Raw genomic sequence first — 20,359 nt, forward strand, 5'->3', positions numbered from 1 at the left:
GGGCTACGGATGTCTGAAGCTTACAAGCGGGCCGGGGTCGATGTGGAAGCAGGATACCAGGCGGTAGAGCGGATGAAAAAACACATTGCCCGAACCGGGCGCCCCGAAGTGATGGGGGCCCTCGGCGGTTTTGGCGGCATGTTTGATATTTCCTCGCTTCCTTACAAAGAACCGGTCCTTATTTCAGGGACAGACGGCGTCGGAACGAAATTGATGCTTGCTTTTCAAGTGGACAAGCACGATACAATCGGCCAGGACGTAGTGGCGATGTGTGTGAACGATATCGCCGTTCAGGGGGCTGATCCCCTCTATTTCCTGGATTATCTGGCCCTGGGAAAAGCAGATCCTGAAAAAATTGAGCAGATTATCAAAGGTGTGGCAGACGGCTGTGAGCAGGCAGGGTGCGCTGTTATCGGCGGAGAGACTGCTGAAATGCCGGGCATGTACAGCGAAGAAGAGTACGATCTGGCAGGATTTGCCGTCGGTGCAGCCGAGAAGGCGGATATTCTGGACGAGCCAAAAGCCAGGGACAAAGATGCGATTATCGGGGTAGCCTCTTCGGGTATTCACAGTAACGGATTTTCCCTTGTACGCAAAGTACTGTTTGAAGACGGTCTGTTTACAATGAATGACACGGTGCCTCCGTTTCAGCGTCCGCTCGGGGAAGAGCTGCTCGAGCCGACAAAAATTTATGTAAATGCGGCGAAAACAATTAAACAGCTGGGCACAGCCAGAGGGATGGCTCATATTACCGGCGGCGGTTTTTTTGAAAACGTTCCGAGAATGCTCCCGGAAGGCTGCGGTGCGATGTTTGACGTCGACAACTGGCAGCAGCCGGAGATTTTTTCTTTCATTCAAAATGAAGGCCATTTATCCCCGGATGATATGTTTGGCACCTTTAACATGGGGATTGGTTTGATGGTCGTCGTAGCAGCCGAAGAAAAAGAGAACATGCTTCAGGCCTTAAAAGAGGCCGGAGAAGAGGCCTGGGACATAGGAGAAGTGACAGATGGCGGCGGTGTCCAGGTGAAGGGGGCTACGTGCTGATGAAGCTGGCTTTATTTGCCTCCGGTACCGGCTCGAACGCCCGTTCATTGGTCCGTGCAGCCCGGGAGCAGAGACTCGAAGCAGAGTTTGTGCTGGTTGTCTGTGATAAGCCGCAGGCCCCGGTCGTTGCCTTTGCCGTAGAGGAGGGCATTCCGGTGTTCGCTTTTTCGCCGAAGAAGTACGAGAACAAGGCGGCGTTTGAAACTGAAATCGTAAAGGAATTACATGATAAAGGGGCGGAGCGCATCGTGCTTGCAGGTTATATGCGGCTCATTGGGGATACGCTGCTTACGGAATACGGCGGACGGATGATTAATGTCCATCCGTCACTGCTTCCGTCTTTTCCTGGAAAAGACGCCATCAGACAGGCGTGGGAGGCCGGAGTAAAAGTGACCGGCGTCACCATTCACTACGTTGATGAAGGTATGGACACAGGGAGCATCATTGCCCAGGAGCCAGTCGGGGTGAAAGACACGGATTCACTTGAGACACTTACTGCTGGCATTCAGGCTGTCGAACACCGGCTCTATCCGGAAATCGTCCAGCGGTGGATTACCCGTCCCTTGAAAAAAGTACAAACCAATACGGAGGGAGCCAACCATTCATGAAACGAGCGTTAATTAGTGTGTCAGATAAAGAGGGCATTGTCCCCCTTGCCAAAAGCCTCGAAAAGCAGGGCATCGAAATTATTTCCACGGGGGGAACGAGCCGCGTGCTTGAGGAAAGCGGCGTGCAGATCACGGGTATTTCAGACGTTACCGGTTTTCCCGAGATACTTGACGGCCGGGTGAAGACCCTGCACCCAAACATACATAGCGGACTGCTTGCACGCCGCAGCAACGATGACCATACATCTCAGCTGCGGGAGCACAGCATCGAACCGATTGACCTGGTAATAGTAAACCTGTATCCGTTTAAAAAAACGATTGAGAATCCCGATAAATCGTTTGAAGATGCGATTGAAAATATCGATATCGGCGGCCCGGCAATGCTCAGGGCAGCGGCGAAAAACTTTGAAGACGTCACTGTAGTTGTCGACCCGGATGATTATGAGCTTGTACTGACAGAGTTAAAAGATGGCGGCACGGTATCAGCAGAAACAAACAAAAAGCTGGCGGCCAAGGTTTTCCGTCACACTGCCTCCTATGATGCGTTAATTGCAGACTATTTAACTAAAGAAGCGGGAGAAAAGCATCCGGAGATGTACACCGTGACGTATGAGAAAAAGCAGGATCTGCGCTACGGGGAAAATCCTCATCAGGAGGCTGCTTTTTACCGGGAGCCAATTGGGCCGTTAAGCTCGATTGCAAATGCCTTCCAGCTGCACGGCAAAGAGCTCTCCTATAATAATATTAATGATGCCGAAGCAGCGCTCAGTATGATCCGCGAATTCACGCATCCGGCTTCTGTAGCTGTTAAGCACATGAATCCGTGCGGGGTCGCGATCGGGGAAACGCTTGAGGAAGCCTACGACAAAACGTATGCCGCAGATCCGGTCTCGATATTTGGCGGCATTGTCGCTTTTAACGGTGAAGTGACAGTGGCTATTGCAGAGAAGCTGAAAGAAATCTTCCTTGAAATTGTCATTGCTCCGAGCTTTTCGCAGGAAGCTCTTGATTTGCTGACCCAGAAGAAAAATATCCGTCTGCTGACTGTAACGCTTGAGGGATTGGCGGAGACCCGCTCTCAGCTGACTTCCATTCACGGCGGCCTGCTGGTACAGGACGAGGATACTAAGGGTTTTCTGGACGCAGACGTGCGGGTGGTAACCGAACGGGAGCCGACAGAAGCGGAATGGGAAGATTTAAAGCTTGCCTGGAAAGTAGTTAAGCATGTGAAATCCAACGCGATCGTATTGACGAAAAACGTTCAAACGATAGGAATTGGCGCTGGCCAGATGAATCGGGTCGGCTCGGCTGAAATCGCTATTAACCAGGCTGGAGAGGAAGCGGCGAACAGTGCTCTCGGCTCCGATGCTTTTTTCCCAATGCAGGACACGGTGGAAACAGCTGGGGAAGCCGGCATTTCGGCGATTATCCAGCCAGGCGGATCAATCCGGGACCAGGAGTCCATCGACCGGGCGAATGAGTTGGGAATTACTATGGTATTTACCGGCATGCGCCATTTTAAGCATTAAAATCGGCAGAACAGCCCGGAATTCTGTTTCCCGGGCTGTTTTTTAAAATGGCAGAGGGACGATGAGAACGGTTTTTGAACAGGAGGATCGCGATGAATGTTTTAATTGTAGGAGCAGGCGGCCGGGAACATGCCCTTGCTTATGCCTTTGCAAAAAGCGCAAGTGTAACCCGCGTGTACGCAGCGCCCGGGAATGCGGGAATGGAAAACCATGCAGAGTGCGTTGATATTGCTGAAACCGATGAGGATAGCCTGGTGGCTTTTGCCAAAGACAGATCGGTGGAGCTGACGGTGATCGGGCCGGAAGCGCCGCTGTTAGCGGGACTTGCTGATCGCTTCGAACAAGAGGGCCTGCGTGTCTTCGGCCCGAAAAAGAAGGCCGCTATGATTGAAGGAAGTAAGACATATGCCAAAGAAGTCATGGAACGCTACCATATCCCCACCGGTACTTATGCGTCATTTTCAAAATACAACGAAGCCGAAGCATATGTGCGCAGACAGGGCACACCAATCGTCATTAAGGCTGACGGCCTGGCCGCCGGAAAAGGAGTCACTGTGGCGATGACTGAAGAAGAAGCGTTAAAGGCACTCGAGGAAGTGCTGAAAAATCATAAATTCGGCGAGGCGGGGGCTGAAGTAGTCATTGAAGAATTTTTAGAAGGCGAAGAGCTGTCTTTAATGGCTTTTGTGCATGGCGAAACGGTCGTACCCATGGTAGCGGCCCAGGATCATAAGCGCGCCTATAATAACGATGAAGGGCCTAATACTGGAGGGATGGGCGCTTACAGCCCCGTACCCCAGTTTACCCAAAAAGACATTGATGAAGCGGTGGAAAAAGTGCTTCAGCCGGCAGCCTCCGGCCTGAGGCAGGAAGGGTCGCCGTTCACCGGCGTTTTGTATGCCGGGTTAATGATGACCGCTGCGGGACCGAAGGTAATTGAATTTAATGCGAGGTTTGGCGATCCGGAAGCGCAGGTGGTGCTCCCCCGGCTCGAATCTGATTTGGCCCAGCTTCTAATAACCCTTCTTGAAGGAGAAAAACCTGAACCTGTATGGTCGGAAGAAGCAGTACTGGGAGTAGTAGCTGCCTCTAAGGGCTACCCGGGGAGTTATGAAAAAAACCATCCTATTCAGCAGGTGCCGGAGAGCCCCCTTCTCTTTTTTGCAGGCGTAGAAAAGAAAAACGGCATATATGTAAACAGCGGCGGCCGGGTGCTGCTGCTATCCGAAAAGGCAGCTACCCTGGCTGAAGCGCAGGAAAAGGTATATGAAAAATTGAACGAACTTGATACGGGTAATTTGTTTTACCGCACCGATATTGGTTTTCGGGCACTGCGGTAAAGCGCGGAAGAACTGTTTCTGCTGTCAGCAGAAGCAGTTTTTTTATGAACATTGCAAAGCGAATATGAATTTTATGTTATATTTATTGCCATTTTCTTTCTCCCGTAAGCAAGAGTCTGTTACAATAAGCAGGATAAAAACATTAGTACAGTTTTATCGCTTTCATTATAATTATTCCTAATGTTTTGAGTGAATTCTGACAATTAAATTAAACTGTGTCATTATTTTTGTGAAATTATAAAAACAGTTGTAAAAAAGGAAAACGTTTCAAAATTGTCACCTGAAAATATAAAAAAGCGTTTACATTTGTGATATGATAGGGAAAATGAAGTCGAGTAACGAACTGTGTGCAAGAGGAGAGATGTTTGAATGGCAAATAAGCTGTATCATTGGAGCAAATCAACATTGAGAGAGCATCTTTCCGTGATGAGGGGCGAGAAGGCTCCCTCTATTATTTTAAAAGATGCAACGTACTTAAACAGTGCCCGCAAAAGCTGGAGTCGCGGACATATCTGGATATATGACGACCGCATTATGTACGCCGGGCCGGAATGGCCTGAGAAAACAGAGGGTTCAGAAATAGTCGACTGCGGCGAGAAGTGGGTGGTACCGGGTTACATTGAGCCGCACGCTCATCCGTTTCAACTCTACAGCCCGCAGACGCTGGCGGAATATGCTTCTGTACGCGGTACCACCACGCTTGTAAATGATAATTTGTTTCTGTTTTTAAATATGGAAAAATACCAGGCATTGGCTGCTATTGAAGATCTCGGGGAGCTGCCTACATCCATGTTCTGGTGGGCCCGCTATGATTCGCAGACTGAACTGGAAGAAGAAGACAGATGGTTTTCGCCGTCCAACATGAAGGACTGGCTGGAGCATCCACTGGTTGTTCAGGGCGGGGAACTGACTTCCTGGCCTAAGGTACTGACCGGCAACGATACGATTTTACACTGGATGCAATATACGAAGGAATTAAATAAACCAATTGAAGGGCACCTGCCGGGCTCTTCAGTATCAACGATTACACAGATGGCGCTGCTGGGCGTGGACGGCGAGCATGAAGCAATGACAGCGGAGGAGGCACTTCGCCGGCTGGACGCGGGGCTTGTGACTTCCCTTCGTTATTCTTCGATCCGCCCGGATCTTCCGGAAATGATTGAAGGCCTGCTGGAGGCTGGAATTACAGATTTCCGGCGCTTTACGCTGAATACTGATGGGTCTACTCCAGCTTTTTATAAAAATGGAGTAATCGATCGAACGATTCAAATCTGCCTGGATAAAGGCGTGCCGGAAATCGATGCGTATGAAATGGGCTCGTATAATGCGGCGGTTCACCTGGGACTCGACAATTTAATCGGTATGATTGCGCCGGGAAGGCTCGCCCATCTGAATATTTTATCGGATAAGCGAGACCCGAGACCGGAGGCCGTGCTCGCCAAAGGGCAGTGGGTGTACAAGGACGAAACGAACCTGTATCCGAAGAAGCCGTTTGAATGGGAAAAGTACGGAGTGACGCCGCTTGAAATTGATTGGAAATTAAAGGAGAGCGACTTTCACTTTTCCATGCCGATGGGAATTGAACTGGTGAATTCCGTTATTTTAAAGCCGTATCATATCGGTATTGAAGCAAATAATGACGAGCTTTGGAAAACACATGATGAATCCTTTTTCATGGTCATTGACCGTTACGGGAACTGGCGTGTTAATACAATCTTAAAAGGGTTTGCGACTAAGGTGGACGGATTTGCTTCTTCTTTTAATAACAACGGCGATATTATTATGATCGGTAAGCACAAGGAAGATATGGAAAAGGCTGCCGGGGAACTGATAAAAAATAAAGGCGGAATTTTTCTGGTTGAAGACGGGGAAGTGGTGGAGCATATCTCCCTGGATATTTTCGGCCTGATGTCCTCGAAGCCGATGGAAGAGGTTATTTTTGAGCATGAAAAAATTGTAGCCGCGCTGAAAAACAGGGGCTATCCACACGATGATCCAATTTATTCTCTTTTATTTTTTGCAGCGACTCATCTCCCGTACATCAGGGTTACACAAAAAGGTATATATGACGTTCATAAAAAAATGGTACTCTTTCCTGCCATTATGCGTTAAACTGTAAAAGCAGGTACTGATATCAGCTAGTTTCAGCTTGCATGGAACTGTTTCGCGCGTCGTTATATGAATAAATGCCTTCGTCTGTCACGTAGCCAAAAAGGAGTGTAGTGTGTTGCAGATTGACAAATTAAGGGGAAAAGAGCTCGACCAGCTCTTTCAGGCGATCCTTTCGTTAAAAAATATTGATGAGTGCTATGAATTTTTTGACGATCTATGCACGATTAATGAAATTCAATCACTTGCCCAGCGGCTTGAAGTAGCGAGAATGCTTCAGCACGGATATACGTATCATAAAATTGAATTGGAAACCGGTGCGAGCACCGCAACCATATCACGTGTGAAACGGTGCCTGAATTATGGAAACGACAGTTACCAAATGACTCTCGACCGCGTGCACAATGAAAAACAGGAGCAGGACTCATAATAGAGCGTAACAGACAGACGCATATAAAACTCCCATCGGACTGCCGGTTGGGAGTTTTTTTGCGGCAACAGCCAAATAAGTTTATTTAGTAACAGCAGCGGATTTGGTATAATGAAAGACTGAAGAACGAAAAGCAGAAAGGCCCGGAATATTTGGATGTTTCAAGCATCAGACGCTTTCAATCCGGTCTTATCTATTTTCATAAAGGGAGTACAAGAGGATGCTATCATATTCAGAATGGGAACATGCCTTCAAGCTGGATCCGGCGAAGTCGATCAGCGACGAAGATTTAGAACAAATATGTGAATCTGGAACAGATGCGGTGATTGTAGGAGGAAGCGATGGAGTCACTCTTGATAATACATTAAACCTTTTGGCCCGGGTGCGGAGGTTCCCGGTCGCATGCGCACTTGAAATTTCAAATATAGAGGCGGTGACTCCCGGCTTTGACTGCTATCTCGTACCAACGGTTCTAAATGCCGGAGATGCCCAATGGATCACCGGGCTGCATCAGAAGGCTCTGAAGAAAATGGGGCCGGCCCTGGAGCAGGAGGAAGTGCTCGCAGAGGGCTACTGCATTTTAAATCCTGAAGCTAAAGCTGCAGTTTTGACAGACGCGGAGACTGAACAGACGGAAGAAGATATTGAAGCGTACGCCGTGATGGCGGACCGGTTATTTCACCTTCCGATTTTTTATATAGAGTACAGCGGGACGTATGGAGACGTACGAATGGTCCAGGAAGCACGTAAAACATTAAACGAAGCAAGGCTTTTTTACGGCGGCGGCATTCGTTCGAAGGAGCAGGCGGCGGAGATGGCTGCTTATGCCGACACGATTGTAGTCGGAGACATTGTGTATGAAGATATCAAAAAAGCAGTGCAGACGGTTAAGGCAGCCAGAGCGTAGCGTGAATCACAAATATTCGGTATACTGTACAGGAACATATGTTCCTTAACACTTATGAAAGGCGGTGGCATCATGCAGCGACAAATCATTGAGCGCATGTTATCCGGAATGAACGAGCCGCAGAAACGCGCGGTCCAGCATACAGAAGGTCCGCTTTTGGTCATGGCCGGAGCGGGAAGCGGAAAAACCCGGGTATTAACCCATCGGATTGCCTACTTAATTAGAGAAAAAATGATCCCGCCTTACGCGATTCTTGCGATTACTTTTACAAATAAAGCAGCCAAGGAAATGAAGGAGCGTGTTGGCAAGCTTGTCGGTCCGGTTGCTGAGGATATTTGGATGTCTACCTTCCACTCGATGTGCGTCCGCATTCTCCGCCGGGATATCGACCGGATCGGCTATAACCGGAATTTTTCGATCCTGGATTCAAGCGACCAGTTGTCTGTGATCAAGCAGATTTTAAAGGATCAGAATATCGACTCGAAAAAATTTGAGCCACGGGCCATTCTCGGCATGATTTCATCCAACAAAAACGTGCTTGAAACGCCGAAGCAGTTTGCAGAAAGGGCAGAAGGCCCATTCGAAGAAATTGCAGCGGACGTGTATAAAGAGTACCAGCGACGGCTCCGGAACAACCATGCTCTTGACTTTGACGACCTTATTATGAAGACCATCCAGCTGTTTGAGGACGTGCCGGAGGTGCTGCAGTTTTATCAGCGGAAATTTCAGTACATTCATGTGGACGAATACCAGGATACCAACCGGGCGCAGTATATGCTTGTGAATATGCTCGCAGCAAAGCGCCACAATCTCTGTGTCGTGGGGGATTCAGATCAGTCCATCTACAAATGGCGCGGGGCGGACATACAAAATATTCTTTCCTTTGAGCGCGACTATCCGGAATCCGTCACTGTTTTTCTCGAACAGAATTACCGGTCGACGAAGACGATTCTTCGCGCGGCAAATGAAGTGATTAAAAACAATGCCGGAAGAAAAGAAAAGACGCTTTGGACATCGAACCCGGACGGAGAAAACATCTATTACTTCCAGGCCTCCAATGAACGGGACGAAGCGTATTATGTGGTGGACAAAATTAAAGAAATTACGAGAAAAAAAGACATACGCCACGGTGATATTGCCGTATTATACCGGACGAACGCCCAGTCCCGTGTAATTGAGGAAATGTTTGTCAAATCAGGCGTCGAATACAACATGATCGGCGGTACCAAGTTCTATGACCGTAAGGAAATCAAGGACCTTCTCGGCTATTTGCGGACAGTTGCAAACCCGGACGACGATATCAGTCTTGGGCGGATTGTGAACGTACCGAAACGCGGCATCGGGGCTTCCACGATGGAAAAGGTGACCAAATATGCTGCGAGTCAGGACATTTCCCTCATCCATGCCCTGCAGGAGGCCGATCAGATTGGTCTTGGCGCCGGCCCGACAAAGAAACTGCAGTCCTTTGCCGAACAGATGAACCACTGGATGCAGATGCAGGATTACCTGTCGGTTACCGAGCTGGTTGAAGAGCTGCTGGAAAAAACCGGATACCGGGAAGCGCTGAAAAATGAACGTTCGCTTGAGTCGCAGAGCCGCCTCGAAAACCTGGAGGAATTTATGACAGTAGCACAGGAGTTCGAAAAACGGAGTGAGGATAAATCATTAATTTCCTTTTTAACAGACCTGGCGCTCGTGGCTGATTTGAACGAAAACGATGACACAGACGTGCGGGACAAGGTAGCAATGATGACTCTTCACTCCGCCAAGGGACTGGAGTTTCCGACAGTGTTCCTTATTGGAATGGAAGAAGGAATCTTTCCGCACAACCGGTCACTTTTCGAGCCTGAAGAGATGGAGGAGGAGCGCCGGCTTGCCTATGTCGGGATGACCCGGGCCGAGCAGGAGCTTCACCTGACCCATGCCTCCATGCGGATGCAGTACGGACGAACGCAGGCGAATCCGATGTCGCGGTTTATCCAGGAGCTTCCACAGGAGCTTCTATCCGAACGCGAAGAAAAACGGCAGGCGCCTGCCGCCGGGAAAACGGCTTCCCCATTTGAGCGTAAGCGCCAGGCCGCAACAGCGGCCCCCCGGGAAAGCAAAGCACCGACGCCAAGCGGAGGAAGCGACCTGGCCTGGAGTATCGGTGATAAAGCTAAGCACAAAAAATGGGGCACTGGCACGGTGGTCAGCGTACGCGGTGAAGGCAATGACATGGAACTTGATATTGCCTTTCCGAGCGAAGGCGTCAAAAGGCTGATGGCTACATTCGCTCCGATTGAAAAAGCGTAGAAAGGAAGAAGCCGATGGAGAGAAAACAAGCAGAAGAACGCGTGGAAAAACTCCGCCAGCTATTGGATAAATACGGCTATTATTACTATGTGAAAGACGATCCGATCGTGCCGGATGCGGAATACGATGAACGCCTGCAGGAGCTGATCCAGCTTGAAAATGATTTTCCGGATCTGCAGGCTCCCGACTCTCCAACGGTTCGGGTTGGCGGGGCCCCTCTGGAGGGGTTTCGCAAGGTGCAGCACCGGATTCCGATGTTGAGCCTCGGTAACGTGTTTAATGAACAGGATGTCCGGGACTTTGACCGGCGGGGGCGCCAGGTAACCGGCGATAATGTAGAGTATGTGTGTGAATTGAAAATCGACGGCCTGGCAGTGTCGCTTTCCTATGAAGACGGCCAATTCGTTCTTGGGGCTACCCGGGGTGACGGCACTACCGGGGAAGATATCACCCATAATCTGAAAACCGTCCGGGCGATTCCTCTGCGTCTTGACGAGGCAGTGGATATTGAAGTGCGCGGGGAAGTGTTTATGCCTGAACGCTCGTTTCTCAGCTTGAATGAAGACAAAGAAAAAAATGGTGAAGAACCGTTTGCGAATCCACGCAACGCAGCTGCGGGGTCGCTCCGGCAGCTTGATCCGAAAATTGCGGCTAAACGGAACCTGGATATCTTTCTTTACGGCGCTGGCAATGATGATGAACTGGATGTGAATACGCACGCCGAGTCGCTTGATTATATGGATCAGCTCGGGTTCAAAGTAAATCCGGAAACCAAAAAATGCCGGACCATTGAAGAAGTGCTGGAGTTCGTGGACTACTGGACGGAAAATCGCAACGGGCTTTCCTATGAAATTGACGGTGTTGTAATTAAGGTGGACGACCTGGGACAACGGGAGGATCTTGGCTTTACGGCCAAAAGCCCGCGCTGGGCAACAGCATATAAATTCCCGGCGGAAGAAAAAGTGACCACACTTGAGGATATTATTTTGAGCGTTGGACGTACCGGCGTTGTAACTCCGACGGCGAAACTGACACCGGTTCAAGTGGCGGGGACGACGGTGCAGCGGGCGTCACTCCATAACGAAGACCTGATCCGGGAAAAAGGAATCAAGCTTGGCGATCAGATCGTCGTCAAAAAAGCCGGAGATATTATCCCGGAGGTTGTACGGGTGCTGACAGAACTCCGGGAGGGCGATGAACAGGAGTTTGAAATGCCGACGGAATGCCCTTCCTGCGGGACAGAACTCGTGCGCCTCGAGGAGGAGGTGGCTCTTCGCTGCATCAACCCTAATTGCCCGGCCCAACTGCAGGAAGCGCTGATTCATTTTGTTTCCCGGGGAGCGATGAATATTGATGGCCTCGGGGAGAAAGTAATCCAACAGTTGTTTTCGCACCAATTAGTGTCTGGTATTGAAGACATCTATAAGCTTGACCGGGACGAACTGCTCGAGCTTGAGCGGATGGGGCAAAAATCCGTTGATAATCTGCTGAACGCCATTGAAGCGTCCAAGGAAAATTCGCTGGAGCGTTTACTGTTCGGCCTTGGGATCCGGTTTGTTGGCTCCAAAGCAGCCCGGACCCTGGCCGAGGAGTTCGGTACGATGGAGGCGCTTGAACAGGCGGATAAAGAACAACTGCTCGCTATTTATGACATCGGCGAGAAGGTAGCTGATTCCATCGTCAGTTATTTTGAACAGGACAATGTTTCGGAACTGCTTGAAGAGCTGCGCCGGCTCGGACTGAATATGGAATACAAAGGTCCGCGGAAATCAGAACAGGCGACAGATACAGTATTTAGTGGGAAAACAGTGGTCCTTACCGGAAAACTCCAGGAGCTGGCCCGAAAGGATGCTAAAGCACGCATTGAAGCGTTAGGTGGTAAAGTCACCGGCAGCGTCAGCAGTAACACTGATATCGTAGTGGCAGGAGAAGAAGCCGGCTCTAAATTGGAAAAAGCGAGAGAGCTGGATGTCACAATCTGGAACGAGCAGCAGCTGATTGAACAGACAAGAGAATAAAAAGAAGATAAAAGTAGCTTGTTTCACTCGGCCATACCTTCTAAGATAGAAAGTGAAAAGAAAAAATGTAAACCTCTGGATGCAGAAAAGAGGGAAAAACTTCTGCAAGGAAACGCCGGGAATGGAGGAAATGATATCATGCGGAAAAGAGCCGGCCTTGTTATAGCTGCTTCCGTGTTTGCATTGTCAGGATGCGGGTTGTTTGGCGGGGGGGAGTCGGAAACAGAGGACTCCCAGCCGGAATCAGAAGAAGATTTATCACTAAGCGCCGGTATTCCCAGTTTGGATGAGTACTACCGGGCTGTACTCACCGATGACGGGGAATACGTTACCGGTGAATCACGCGGGCTCAGTAGTGCCGTTGTTTATAACCGCTTTGACCTTGAGCGGATGGAAATTGGCATGCAGGAGCTTGCCTCGGAAGAATTCAGCCAGGACAACTATTACTTCCGGGAAGGCCAGATCATTAAACGTGATGAATTAAACAACTGGCTGCTCCGGGAGGGAGAAAAAGAAGACGGACAGTCAACGACAAGGCCGAGCGGACTGAACCCGCCGCTTGCCGGAAGTGAGGGTGATGGGTTTGAGGAGCGCGAACGCGGCCAGCCGAGAACCATGTCCAACCTGCTTGAGCATAACTATATGGAAGAAGGAAGCAACGGCAGCCTTGAGCTCGGCGGCATTGTTATTGGGCTGTCTATGAACGAAACATATTACTTCCGCGAAGAATATGAAGACGGTACATACGGTCCGTGGCTTGAGGAATCCATCAGTGAGGAAAATGCCCTCGAGGATGCCAAGCGTATTGCGGGGGAAATTACCGAACGTCTGCGGAACAATGATCGCGAAAATGCAGATCGGATCGAAGAAGTTCCGATTATGTTTACTGTCTTCCAGGAGGCGCCAAGGGATTCAAGCGTCCCGGGTACATTTATTGCCACCGGGATGGCAGAGCCGGGGCAGGAGCCTGGAAACTGGAACGAGCTGAATGAATCAAACTACCTGTTCCCTTCCTCGGAGGCAGAGGAAAACAACCGTTCTGATTCGGAAATGTTTAATGAATTTTCGAACGAAGTGAACACCTTTTTTGCTGAGACGGTCGGGGTTGTCGGCGAGGGGCATTACGTCAATGGCGAACTCGACAGCATGAGGGTTGATATCCCGATTCAATTTTACAGCAAAACAGAAATCATCGCCTTTACCCAGCACGTAGCGGATAAAGTGGAAGACATTTTCCCAAGCAGCCTGGAAGTAGAAGTGAATATTAATTCCTCAGCCGGCCAGGAAGCGTTAATTACTAAAGAGCCGGGAGAAGATATGTACGTTCACGTATACAATGAATAATTTGTGAACGCGGGAAGTGGGCACAGTTGCCCGCTTTCCTTTTTCTTTGATATGATCAGAGTATTGTCACGACAGAAGAACGACAGAAGCATTTAAAGGAGGAGAAATTAATGGCTCATATTTCAAAAGAAGACGTGGAGCATGTGGCCCATCTGGCACGACTTTCTGTTTCAGATGAGAATGTGGAAAAGCTGACTGAAGAGCTTGATGCGATCATTGGATTTGCTGAACAGCTCGATGAACTTGATACGAGTGACGTGGAGCCGACATCCCACGTACTGGATATTCACAATGTCCTGCGTGAAGACACCATTCAACCATCGCTTGACCGGGAGGAAGCATTAAAAAATGCTCCGGAACAAAAAGACGGCCAGGTCAAAGTACCATCCGTGCTGGAGTAAAAGAAGGGAGATAACGTATGTCCATTTTGGAAGAAAGTGTAGCGTCGTTACATACAAAGATAAAAAATCAGGAAGTAACAGTCGCCGAATTGGTAAAAGCTTCATTTGCCCGTATCCGTGAAGTGGATGCAGACGTAAAAGCGTTTTTGACACTGAATGAAGAACGGGCACTCGACCAGGCAGAAAAGCTCGACAAGCAGATACAAAACGGCGGCGAGGTACCGTTTTTATTCGGCCTGCCGGCAGGAATTAAAGACAATATTATTACTGAGGATCTGCGTACTACGTGTGCAAGCCAGCTGCTTGCAAACTTCGAACCGGTTCATAATGCGACCGTGATGGATAAGCTTGGAGAGGCAGAGACGGTAACCATCGGGAAGCTGAACATGGACGAATTCGCCATGGGGTCCTCGACGGAAAACTCCGGCATGCAGGAAACGAGAAACCCGTGGAATACCGATTACGTTCCAGGCGGTTCGAGCGGTGGTTCGGCAGCCTCTGTGGCAGCCGGCGAAGTGCTGTTTTCGTTAGGGTCTGATACAGGCGGATCCATCCGCGAGCCTGCCTCCTACTGCGGAGTTGTCGGGTTAAAGCCAACCTACGGGCGCGTATCCCGGTACGGTCTCGTTGCTTTTGCTTCTTCTCTGGACCAGATTGGGCCGATTACCCGTTCGGTGGAAGATAATGCTTATGTATTGCAGCAGATTGCCGGCCATTCGGAAAACGACTCAACCTCTGCAGATGTGCAGGTGCCGGATTATTTAGAAGCACTTGGCAAGGATGTCAAAGGCCTGAAAATTGGGGTGCCGTCCGAATACATCGGAGAAGGCGTGGATGAAGGCGTCAAACAGCGGGTGCTTGAAGCGCTGAAAGTTCTGGAGCAGCAGGGCGCTGTATGGGAAGAAGTTTCTCTTCCGCATTCGAAATACGCGGTTGCTGCCTACTATTTAATCGCTTCTTCAGAGGCCTCAGCCAACCTGGCCCGCTTTGACGGCGTCCGTTACGGTGTCCGCGATGAAAATGCAAAAGACCTGGTGGAAATGTATAAAGAAACCCGCAGCAAAGGATTCGGTGAGGAAGTGAAGCGCCGGATTATGCTCGGCACATTCGCGCTGAGCGCAGGTTATTACGACGCGTACTATAAGAAAGCTCAACAGGTGCGGACGCTGATCCGCCGGGACTTCGAAAAAGTATTTGCTGATTATGACGTTATCGTCGGTCCGACAGCGCCAACGACCGCGTTTAAGCTCGGAGAACAGCTCGATGACCCGCTCACCATGTACGCCAACGACATTTTGACTATTCCGGTAAACCTGGCTGGTATCCCGGCTATCTCTGTTCCGTGCGGCTTCTCGGATAACATGCCGGTCGGCCTGCAGATTATAGCCAAGCCGTTTGCCGAAGAAACAATTTATACAGTTGCCCATGCATTTGAGCAGGCAACTGAACACCATAAAGCCAGACCGGAATTATAGGGGAGGAACCAGGATCATGAACTTTGAAACAATCATTGGACTCGAAGTCCATGCAGAGTTAAAAACAAATACAAAAATTTTCTGTAACTGCTCAACTGAATTTGGTGCTCCTCCGAACACGCATACTTGCCCGGTCTGTCTGGGCCACCCGGGAGTGCTGCCGGTTTTGAATGAGCAGGCAGTGAACTTCGCCATGAAAGCAGCGCTCGCAATGAACTGCGATATTGCCGGAGAAACGAAATTCGACCGGAAAAACTATTTTTATCCCGACAATCCAAAAGCCTACCAAATCTCCCAATTTGACCAGCCAATTGGAGAGAACGGATGGATTGATATTGAAACAGAAGAAAACGGGCCAAAACGTATCGGTATCACCCGCATTCATATGGAAGAAGACGCAGGGAAGCTGACGCACGACGAAGACGGCGGGCACTCTCTCGTCGACTTTAACCGTGTCGGCACGCCGCTAATCGAAATTGTATCCGAGCCGGATATTACGACCCCGGAGGAAGGATACGCTTATTTGGAAAAACTAAAAGCGATCCTGCAATACACGGACGTTTCCGACTGCAAAATGGAAGAAGGTTCTCTCCGGTGTGATGCAAATATTTCTATCCGTCCGGCAGGGCAGCAGGAATTCGGTACGAAAACCGAATTGAAAAACTTGAACTCGTTTACAAACGTGCAAAAAGGGCTGGCGTTTGAAGAAGAACGCCAGGAAAAAGAACTGCTTGCTGGCGGGGAAGTACTGCAGGAAACGCGCCGGTGGGATGACGCGAAAAAAGAAACGATTCTGATGCGTATCAAAGAAGGCTCGGATGATTACCGTTACTTCCCGGAGCCGGACCTGGTCACTTACTATATTAATGAAGACTGGAAATCACGAATCCGTTCACTAATTCCCGAGCTGCCGGACGCGCGGAAGAAGCGTTACATTGAGGACTTCGGTCTTTCCGAATATGACGCATCGGTGCTGGTACAGTCCAAAGCAATCGCGGACTTTTTCCAGGAAACCGTTAATGCCGGAGCGGACAGCAAGCTTACAGCCAACTGGCTGATGGGCGAGGTGAGCGGGTATTTAAACAATAACGATATGGATATCGAAGAAACGGCGCTTACGCCGCAGTCGCTCGCCAAGCTGATTGAGCTCATTGAAAAAGGTACCATTTCAAGCAAAATCGCCAAGCAGGTTTTTGCTGATGTGATGGAACAGGGTGGCGATCCGGAACAGATCGTAAAAGACAAAGGGCTCATGCAGATCTCCGATGAAGGAGAGCTCAAGCAGGTAGTCGACGGCATACTAGATAATAACCCGCAGTCGATTGAAGACTATAAAAACGGAAAAGATAAAGCGCTCGGCTTCTTAGTCGGCCAGGTGATGAAAGAAACGAAAGGAAAAGCCAACCCGCAGATGGTGAACTCTTTAATTCTTGAAGGCATGGAACAGCGCTAACGAGGAAAAACCCCGCAGCTAAAACTGCGGGGTTTTTGTTGTAGGCTCTATCCCGGCATCGAGGATAGCGGGAAACCAAAAGCGTGAACGCATGGTATAAACAACGTGGTCCACGTAATGATCATACAGCCATTCAGCATTACGTACATATTTGTATTTTTCGAAACCGAGACGCTCGGGAATCGAACGGCTGGGCTGGTTATCCGGAGCTACGCAGATATCTACCCGCCGGAGATGAATGTCCCGGAACGCGTAATCGGTTAATGTCTGTACGGCACGGGTCATAATGCCTCTGCCCTGAAACGAAGCGGCCAGCCAGTAGCCGATGACGGTGCGCCGGGTGAGCCGGTACACGTGATTGAAGCTGATCGCGCCGGCAAGGCTGCCTTCATACCAGATGCCAAACGTATAGGAAGAGCCGCGGCGGGCGAGCTTAGCACGGTATTCGAAAAAGCGGAGCACGTCGCGCAGTTCTCGTGTCTTATCGACCCAGGGGAGCCAGTGCCGTAAGTAAGAACGATTCTCCTCGACGAGCTGCAGGTAATCGGGAGCATCCTGTTCCTTAAATGGACGAAGGTATACTTGAGAATCCACGGTGAACTCAGCCATTTGTTATCCCCTCCGAAAACTATAGGTGGAGGTTATTTTCCCGATATTCTACCAAATGTAACCCATTTTCTAATCATGCGGAAAGCCTGGCCCATTCTCGCAGCCGCCAGCGCATATAAACGAACTGGTTTGGGGAAATATGCTGAAACATATCAACTAAAAGCCCGTAGCAGACAGGGTCTTCCTCAAGTGCCTCCTGAAAAATTGGGGGATGCTTGTGCCAGAGTGTTCCCATCATTTCAATATAAGGAAGGCGGGTATCGATGCGGGCGCCCTGGGTAAATACACGGTCGCGGAGATGGGAAAGCTCGGCTGGTTCATCCGCGCGATCCAACTGGTACAAGAATTGATCTACAAAGTAAGCAATCTGTTGATCCCGATGCATGGCTGCTCCTCCTATGTCGATGAATGATCAGTGATTAAGTAATAAAAAAGAATCCCCTGCCAGCTAAACTGCAAGGGATACAAAAAATATAACAGGGGTAAGCTTGGTTAATGGTGTGAAACGTGTCGAGGGTGACGGTTTGCACTTATTTAAAAATAATTACATTATTCCTGGCAAGTTAACTAGTAACTGGAAATCGCCAGCAGCGCCAGCCATCGTTACTAACCCTATAGCTACAGTCAATTTAATTAAATTAGCTTTCACTGAAAACAACCCTCCTACAAGAAACTCTGTAATTATTTTCTATATGTATTATGACATATACGAACAAAAATATCTTTGGGCGCCTAAAGCGATCATCGCACAATAATTAGGAGAAAGCTCTGGAATTGTGGTAAAATCAAAGATAATGAGAACTATAGTTCTTAAAAGGTGGTTATATGAAAGAAGCAAATATAGGGAAAAAATTAAAGGATTTAAGACAGTACTACGAGGTTAGTCAAAGAGAACTGGCTGAAAATATTTGTTCTCAAAGAGCTGTTTCCAAGATTGAACGGGGAGAAATGCAGCCGACCGCAGAAATTCTCCATCAAATGTCAATAAAACTGGGAGTGAAAATCAGCTATTTTTTTGAAGATCATGAAGCACCCCGATTTAACTATATACAAGAGACGAAAGATAAAATTGATAAATTGGTGCGTATATATGAATTAGAAGAAGCAATGAAAATCATTAGACAGGAACTAAAAAACCCGCTGTTTCGAAAGCCTGTTCACCTTAAATATTTGTTATGGAAAAGAGCAGCCTGCCACTCTAAATTAACATTTGAAAAAGAAGAATCTCTGGAATTATTACAATTAGCCTTGGATGTAGATACGGGTGCTTTAAGTATTACGGAAGAAGATATTGGTATTTATATAAATATTGGCACAGTTTATATGGACATGAACGAATATGAAGACGCCATTTATTATTTTAATAAGGCCCTCGTTCTATATACAAAAATTCCAGTGGCGCAATGGGATACTTCCAAAACAAAAATTTATATGAATTTGTGTATCGTATATTCTAAAGCCATGCAGTTTGAAAAAAGTCTAGAAATAGCAAATGAAGGATTAACTTATATATATGACATAGAATCAGTATATCTATTGGGTGAACTATATTATCAAAAGGGCGTAGCTTTATTTTATATGGGTGAATATAAAAAGGCTTTGCGGTGCATGGAGAAGTCGATGTTTATCTTAAAAGATAAAGGGCAAAAGATGTTTTATGATTTTATAGAAGAAAATTACCTGCGATTTCAAAGGGCTACCTTTGCACAACACTCCAAGTTTAAACCGAAAAACATCGATCCTACAGCCGCGACTGTTTAATGAATCAACAATAGTATACAATTAATTAGTGACGTGTGTAACAATAACGGCCAAAGATAGTGCTTTTATATATGATTCAAATTGAAATGAAATCTTCGATGTAATAGGGGTTATAATATGCGAAAACGAGCGAGGGTGATCTACAACCCAACGTCCGGCAGAGAGCAGATGGAACGGCAGGTGCCTTATATTTTAGACCGAATGGAGCAGGCCGGTTACGAGACCTCGGCCTTCATGACCCGGGGGGAAGGGGATGCCCGGGCTGAGGCGCGGCGTGCTTCAGAGGACAGATTCGAAGCAGTAATTGCAGCGGGCGGGGACGGCACTATTTTTGAAGTCATTAACGGGATCGCCGAACAGGAGTGGCGGCCTAAAGTAGGGCTCATTCCCGCCGGCACGACAAATGATTTTGCGCGGGCACTGGGTCTGCAGGGAAAAGAAATGAAAACTGTTTGTGATGTGGTCGCGCGCGGGCGTACTCAGGGAATCGATGTAGGAAAAGCGAACGGGTCGTATTTTATTAATATTGCCGCAGGCGGAAAACTGACAGAACTTACCTATGATACACCAAAGGGGCTGAAAACAGCCCTTGGGCAGGCCGCGTATTTTATTAAAGGGTTTGAAAAGTTTTGGTCGCTGCAACCGCAAATGACAACCGTTAAATATGACGGAAAAGTCCTTGAAGAAGAAATCACAATGTTTCTCGTATCCAACACTAATTCCGTCGGCGGGTTTGAAAAGCTGCTGCCGCAGGCAGAGTACAATGACGGCTATTTTGACGTATTGATCGTACAGAAAATGACCATGTTTGAATTCAGCCAGCTGTTGCGCCAGGCCGTGCGCGGAAAGCATCTGGAAAATCCAAAGATTAAATACTTTAAAGCAAAACAGCTTCACATTGAAGCACGGGGGGATATGCAGCTGAATCTTGATGGGGAATACGGCGGTCACCTGCCGACATCGTTTGAAAATTTACATCAGCATATCGAACTGTTCTGCCCATAAATAAAAAACAGCCGCATCGCCGGCTGTT

The 20,359-nt window shown here is 48.6% G+C and carries 18 protein-coding genes; 16 read left to right on the forward strand and 2 right to left on the reverse strand.

The genetic code is table 11. From position 1 onward, the window contains the following. Positions 1-9 precede the first annotated feature (9 nt). The 13 genes from purM (at position 10) to gatB (ending at position 16,956) form a co-directional block, all read left to right on the forward strand. Positions 10-1,047, forward strand: a complete 1,038-nt coding sequence (gene purM / locus B5066_RS01625) for a phosphoribosylformylglycinamidine cyclo-ligase (RefSeq protein WP_079474217.1) — start codon at positions 10-12, stop codon at positions 1,045-1,047. Further along, the gene (purN, locus tag B5066_RS01630; RefSeq protein WP_079474363.1) at positions 1,044-1,655 is read left to right on the forward strand and encodes a phosphoribosylglycinamide formyltransferase; all 612 of its coding nucleotides are present in this window, start codon (positions 1,044-1,046) and stop codon (positions 1,653-1,655) included. Before purM ends, purN begins: the two co-directional genes overlap by 4 nt. Next, positions 1,652-3,184, forward strand: a complete 1,533-nt coding sequence (purH, locus tag B5066_RS01635; RefSeq protein WP_079474218.1) for a bifunctional phosphoribosylaminoimidazolecarboxamide formyltransferase/IMP cyclohydrolase — start codon at positions 1,652-1,654, stop codon at positions 3,182-3,184. Before purN ends, purH begins: the two co-directional genes overlap by 4 nt. A gap of 92 nt (positions 3,185-3,276) precedes the next feature. Beyond that, positions 3,277-4,524 carry a phosphoribosylamine--glycine ligase gene (gene purD, locus B5066_RS01640; RefSeq protein WP_079474219.1) on the forward strand — a complete coding sequence of 416 codons (1,248 nt, stop codon included), beginning with the start codon at positions 3,277-3,279 and terminating at the stop codon, positions 4,522-4,524. 369 nt (positions 4,525-4,893) lie between these two features. Continuing rightward, a complete protein-coding gene (locus B5066_RS01645; RefSeq protein ID WP_079474220.1) occupies positions 4,894-6,636 on the forward strand; it encodes an adenine deaminase C-terminal domain-containing protein in 1,743 nt (580 codons plus the stop codon). 115 nt (positions 6,637-6,751) lie between these two features. Beyond that, the gene (locus B5066_RS01650) at positions 6,752-7,063 is read left to right on the forward strand and encodes a YerC/YecD family TrpR-related protein (protein WP_079474221.1); all 312 of its coding nucleotides are present in this window, start codon (positions 6,752-6,754) and stop codon (positions 7,061-7,063) included. Between the two features lie 220 nt (positions 7,064-7,283). Then, on the forward strand, positions 7,284-7,970 hold the full coding sequence (gene pcrB, locus B5066_RS01655; protein ID WP_079474222.1) for a heptaprenylglyceryl phosphate synthase: 687 nt from the start codon (positions 7,284-7,286) through the stop codon (positions 7,968-7,970). A 72-nt stretch (positions 7,971-8,042) separates the two neighbouring features. Continuing rightward, on the forward strand, positions 8,043-10,265 hold the full coding sequence (gene pcrA, locus B5066_RS01660; protein WP_079474223.1) for a DNA helicase PcrA: 2,223 nt from the start codon (positions 8,043-8,045) through the stop codon (positions 10,263-10,265). Between the two features lie 14 nt (positions 10,266-10,279). After that, entirely contained in the window at positions 10,280-12,283 is a 2,004-nt protein-coding gene (gene ligA / locus B5066_RS01665) for an NAD-dependent DNA ligase LigA (protein WP_079474224.1), read from the forward strand. 138 nt (positions 12,284-12,421) lie between these two features. Beyond that, on the forward strand, positions 12,422-13,627 hold the full coding sequence (locus B5066_RS01670; RefSeq protein WP_143745376.1) for a CamS family sex pheromone protein: 1,206 nt from the start codon (positions 12,422-12,424) through the stop codon (positions 13,625-13,627). Positions 13,628-13,737: 110 nt separating this feature from the next. Beyond that, on the forward strand, positions 13,738-14,028 hold the full coding sequence (gene gatC, locus B5066_RS01675; protein ID WP_079474226.1) for an Asp-tRNA(Asn)/Glu-tRNA(Gln) amidotransferase subunit GatC: 291 nt from the start codon (positions 13,738-13,740) through the stop codon (positions 14,026-14,028). Positions 14,029-14,045: 17 nt separating this feature from the next. Further along, the gene (gene gatA, locus B5066_RS01680) at positions 14,046-15,503 is read left to right on the forward strand and encodes an Asp-tRNA(Asn)/Glu-tRNA(Gln) amidotransferase subunit GatA (protein WP_079474227.1); all 1,458 of its coding nucleotides are present in this window, start codon (positions 14,046-14,048) and stop codon (positions 15,501-15,503) included. Positions 15,504-15,519: 16 nt separating this feature from the next. Further along, positions 15,520-16,956 carry an Asp-tRNA(Asn)/Glu-tRNA(Gln) amidotransferase subunit GatB gene (gene gatB, locus B5066_RS01685; RefSeq protein ID WP_079474228.1) on the forward strand — a complete coding sequence of 479 codons (1,437 nt, stop codon included), beginning with the start codon at positions 15,520-15,522 and terminating at the stop codon, positions 16,954-16,956. 18 nt (positions 16,957-16,974) lie between these two features. Here the strand turns inward: gatB and B5066_RS01690 are convergent, their stop codons facing one another. Beyond that, the gene (locus B5066_RS01690) at positions 16,975-17,565 is read right to left on the reverse strand and encodes a GNAT family N-acetyltransferase (protein WP_079474229.1); all 591 of its coding nucleotides are present in this window, start codon (positions 17,563-17,565) and stop codon (positions 16,975-16,977) included. 73 nt (positions 17,566-17,638) lie between these two features. After that, on the reverse strand, positions 17,639-17,950 hold the full coding sequence (locus B5066_RS01695) for a hypothetical protein (protein ID WP_079474230.1): 312 nt from the start codon (positions 17,948-17,950) through the stop codon (positions 17,639-17,641). Between the two features lie 103 nt (positions 17,951-18,053). Here B5066_RS01695 and B5066_RS16545 point away from each other — a divergent pair, with 103 nt between their 5' ends. The 3 genes from B5066_RS16545 to B5066_RS01705 all read left to right on the forward strand — a co-directional run bounded on the left by B5066_RS16545 (position 18,054) and on the right by B5066_RS01705 (position 20,331). Then, positions 18,054-18,320 carry a hypothetical protein gene (locus tag B5066_RS16545; RefSeq protein ID WP_143745377.1) on the forward strand — a complete coding sequence of 89 codons (267 nt, stop codon included), beginning with the start codon at positions 18,054-18,056 and terminating at the stop codon, positions 18,318-18,320. A 70-nt stretch (positions 18,321-18,390) separates the two neighbouring features. Further along, positions 18,391-19,326, forward strand: coding sequence for a helix-turn-helix domain-containing protein (locus B5066_RS01700; protein WP_079474231.1), 936 nt, complete (start codon positions 18,391-18,393; stop codon positions 19,324-19,326). 117 nt (positions 19,327-19,443) lie between these two features. Beyond that, entirely contained in the window at positions 19,444-20,331 is an 888-nt protein-coding gene (locus B5066_RS01705; protein ID WP_079474232.1) for a diacylglycerol kinase, read from the forward strand. Positions 20,332-20,359: the final 28 nt, after the last annotated feature.

This window comes from Marinococcus halophilus (assembly GCF_900166605.1).
Lineage (GTDB): Bacteria > Bacillota > Bacilli > Bacillales > Marinococcaceae > Marinococcus > Marinococcus halophilus.

Excerpts from the sequence above, each read along its gene's own strand:
- purM (WP_079474217.1), top strand. The coding sequence starts at position 10 with ATGTCTGAAGCTTACAAGCGGGCCGGGGTCGATGTGGAAGCAGGATAC.
- purH (WP_079474218.1), top strand. The coding sequence starts at position 1,652 with ATGAAACGAGCGTTAATTAGTGTGTCAGATAAAGAGGGCATTGTCCCC.
- purD (WP_079474219.1), top strand. The coding sequence starts at position 3,277 with ATGAATGTTTTAATTGTAGGAGCAGGCGGCCGGGAACATGCCCTTGCT.
- B5066_RS01645 (WP_079474220.1), top strand. The coding sequence starts at position 4,894 with ATGGCAAATAAGCTGTATCATTGGAGCAAATCAACATTGAGAGAGCAT.
- pcrB (WP_079474222.1), top strand. The coding sequence starts at position 7,284 with ATGCTATCATATTCAGAATGGGAACATGCCTTCAAGCTGGATCCGGCG.
- pcrA (WP_079474223.1), top strand. The coding sequence starts at position 8,043 with ATGCAGCGACAAATCATTGAGCGCATGTTATCCGGAATGAACGAGCCG.
- ligA (WP_079474224.1), top strand. The coding sequence starts at position 10,280 with ATGGAGAGAAAACAAGCAGAAGAACGCGTGGAAAAACTCCGCCAGCTA.
- B5066_RS01670 (WP_143745376.1), top strand. The coding sequence starts at position 12,422 with ATGCGGAAAAGAGCCGGCCTTGTTATAGCTGCTTCCGTGTTTGCATTG.
- gatC (WP_079474226.1), top strand. The coding sequence starts at position 13,738 with ATGGCTCATATTTCAAAAGAAGACGTGGAGCATGTGGCCCATCTGGCA.
- gatA (WP_079474227.1), top strand. The coding sequence starts at position 14,046 with ATGTCCATTTTGGAAGAAAGTGTAGCGTCGTTACATACAAAGATAAAA.
- gatB (WP_079474228.1), top strand. The coding sequence starts at position 15,520 with ATGAACTTTGAAACAATCATTGGACTCGAAGTCCATGCAGAGTTAAAA.
- B5066_RS01690 (WP_079474229.1), bottom strand. The coding sequence starts at position 17,565 with ATGGCTGAGTTCACCGTGGATTCTCAAGTATACCTTCGTCCATTTAAG.
- B5066_RS01695 (WP_079474230.1), bottom strand. The coding sequence starts at position 17,950 with ATGCATCGGGATCAACAGATTGCTTACTTTGTAGATCAATTCTTGTAC.
- B5066_RS01700 (WP_079474231.1), top strand. The coding sequence starts at position 18,391 with ATGAAAGAAGCAAATATAGGGAAAAAATTAAAGGATTTAAGACAGTAC.
- B5066_RS01705 (WP_079474232.1), top strand. The coding sequence starts at position 19,444 with ATGCGAAAACGAGCGAGGGTGATCTACAACCCAACGTCCGGCAGAGAG.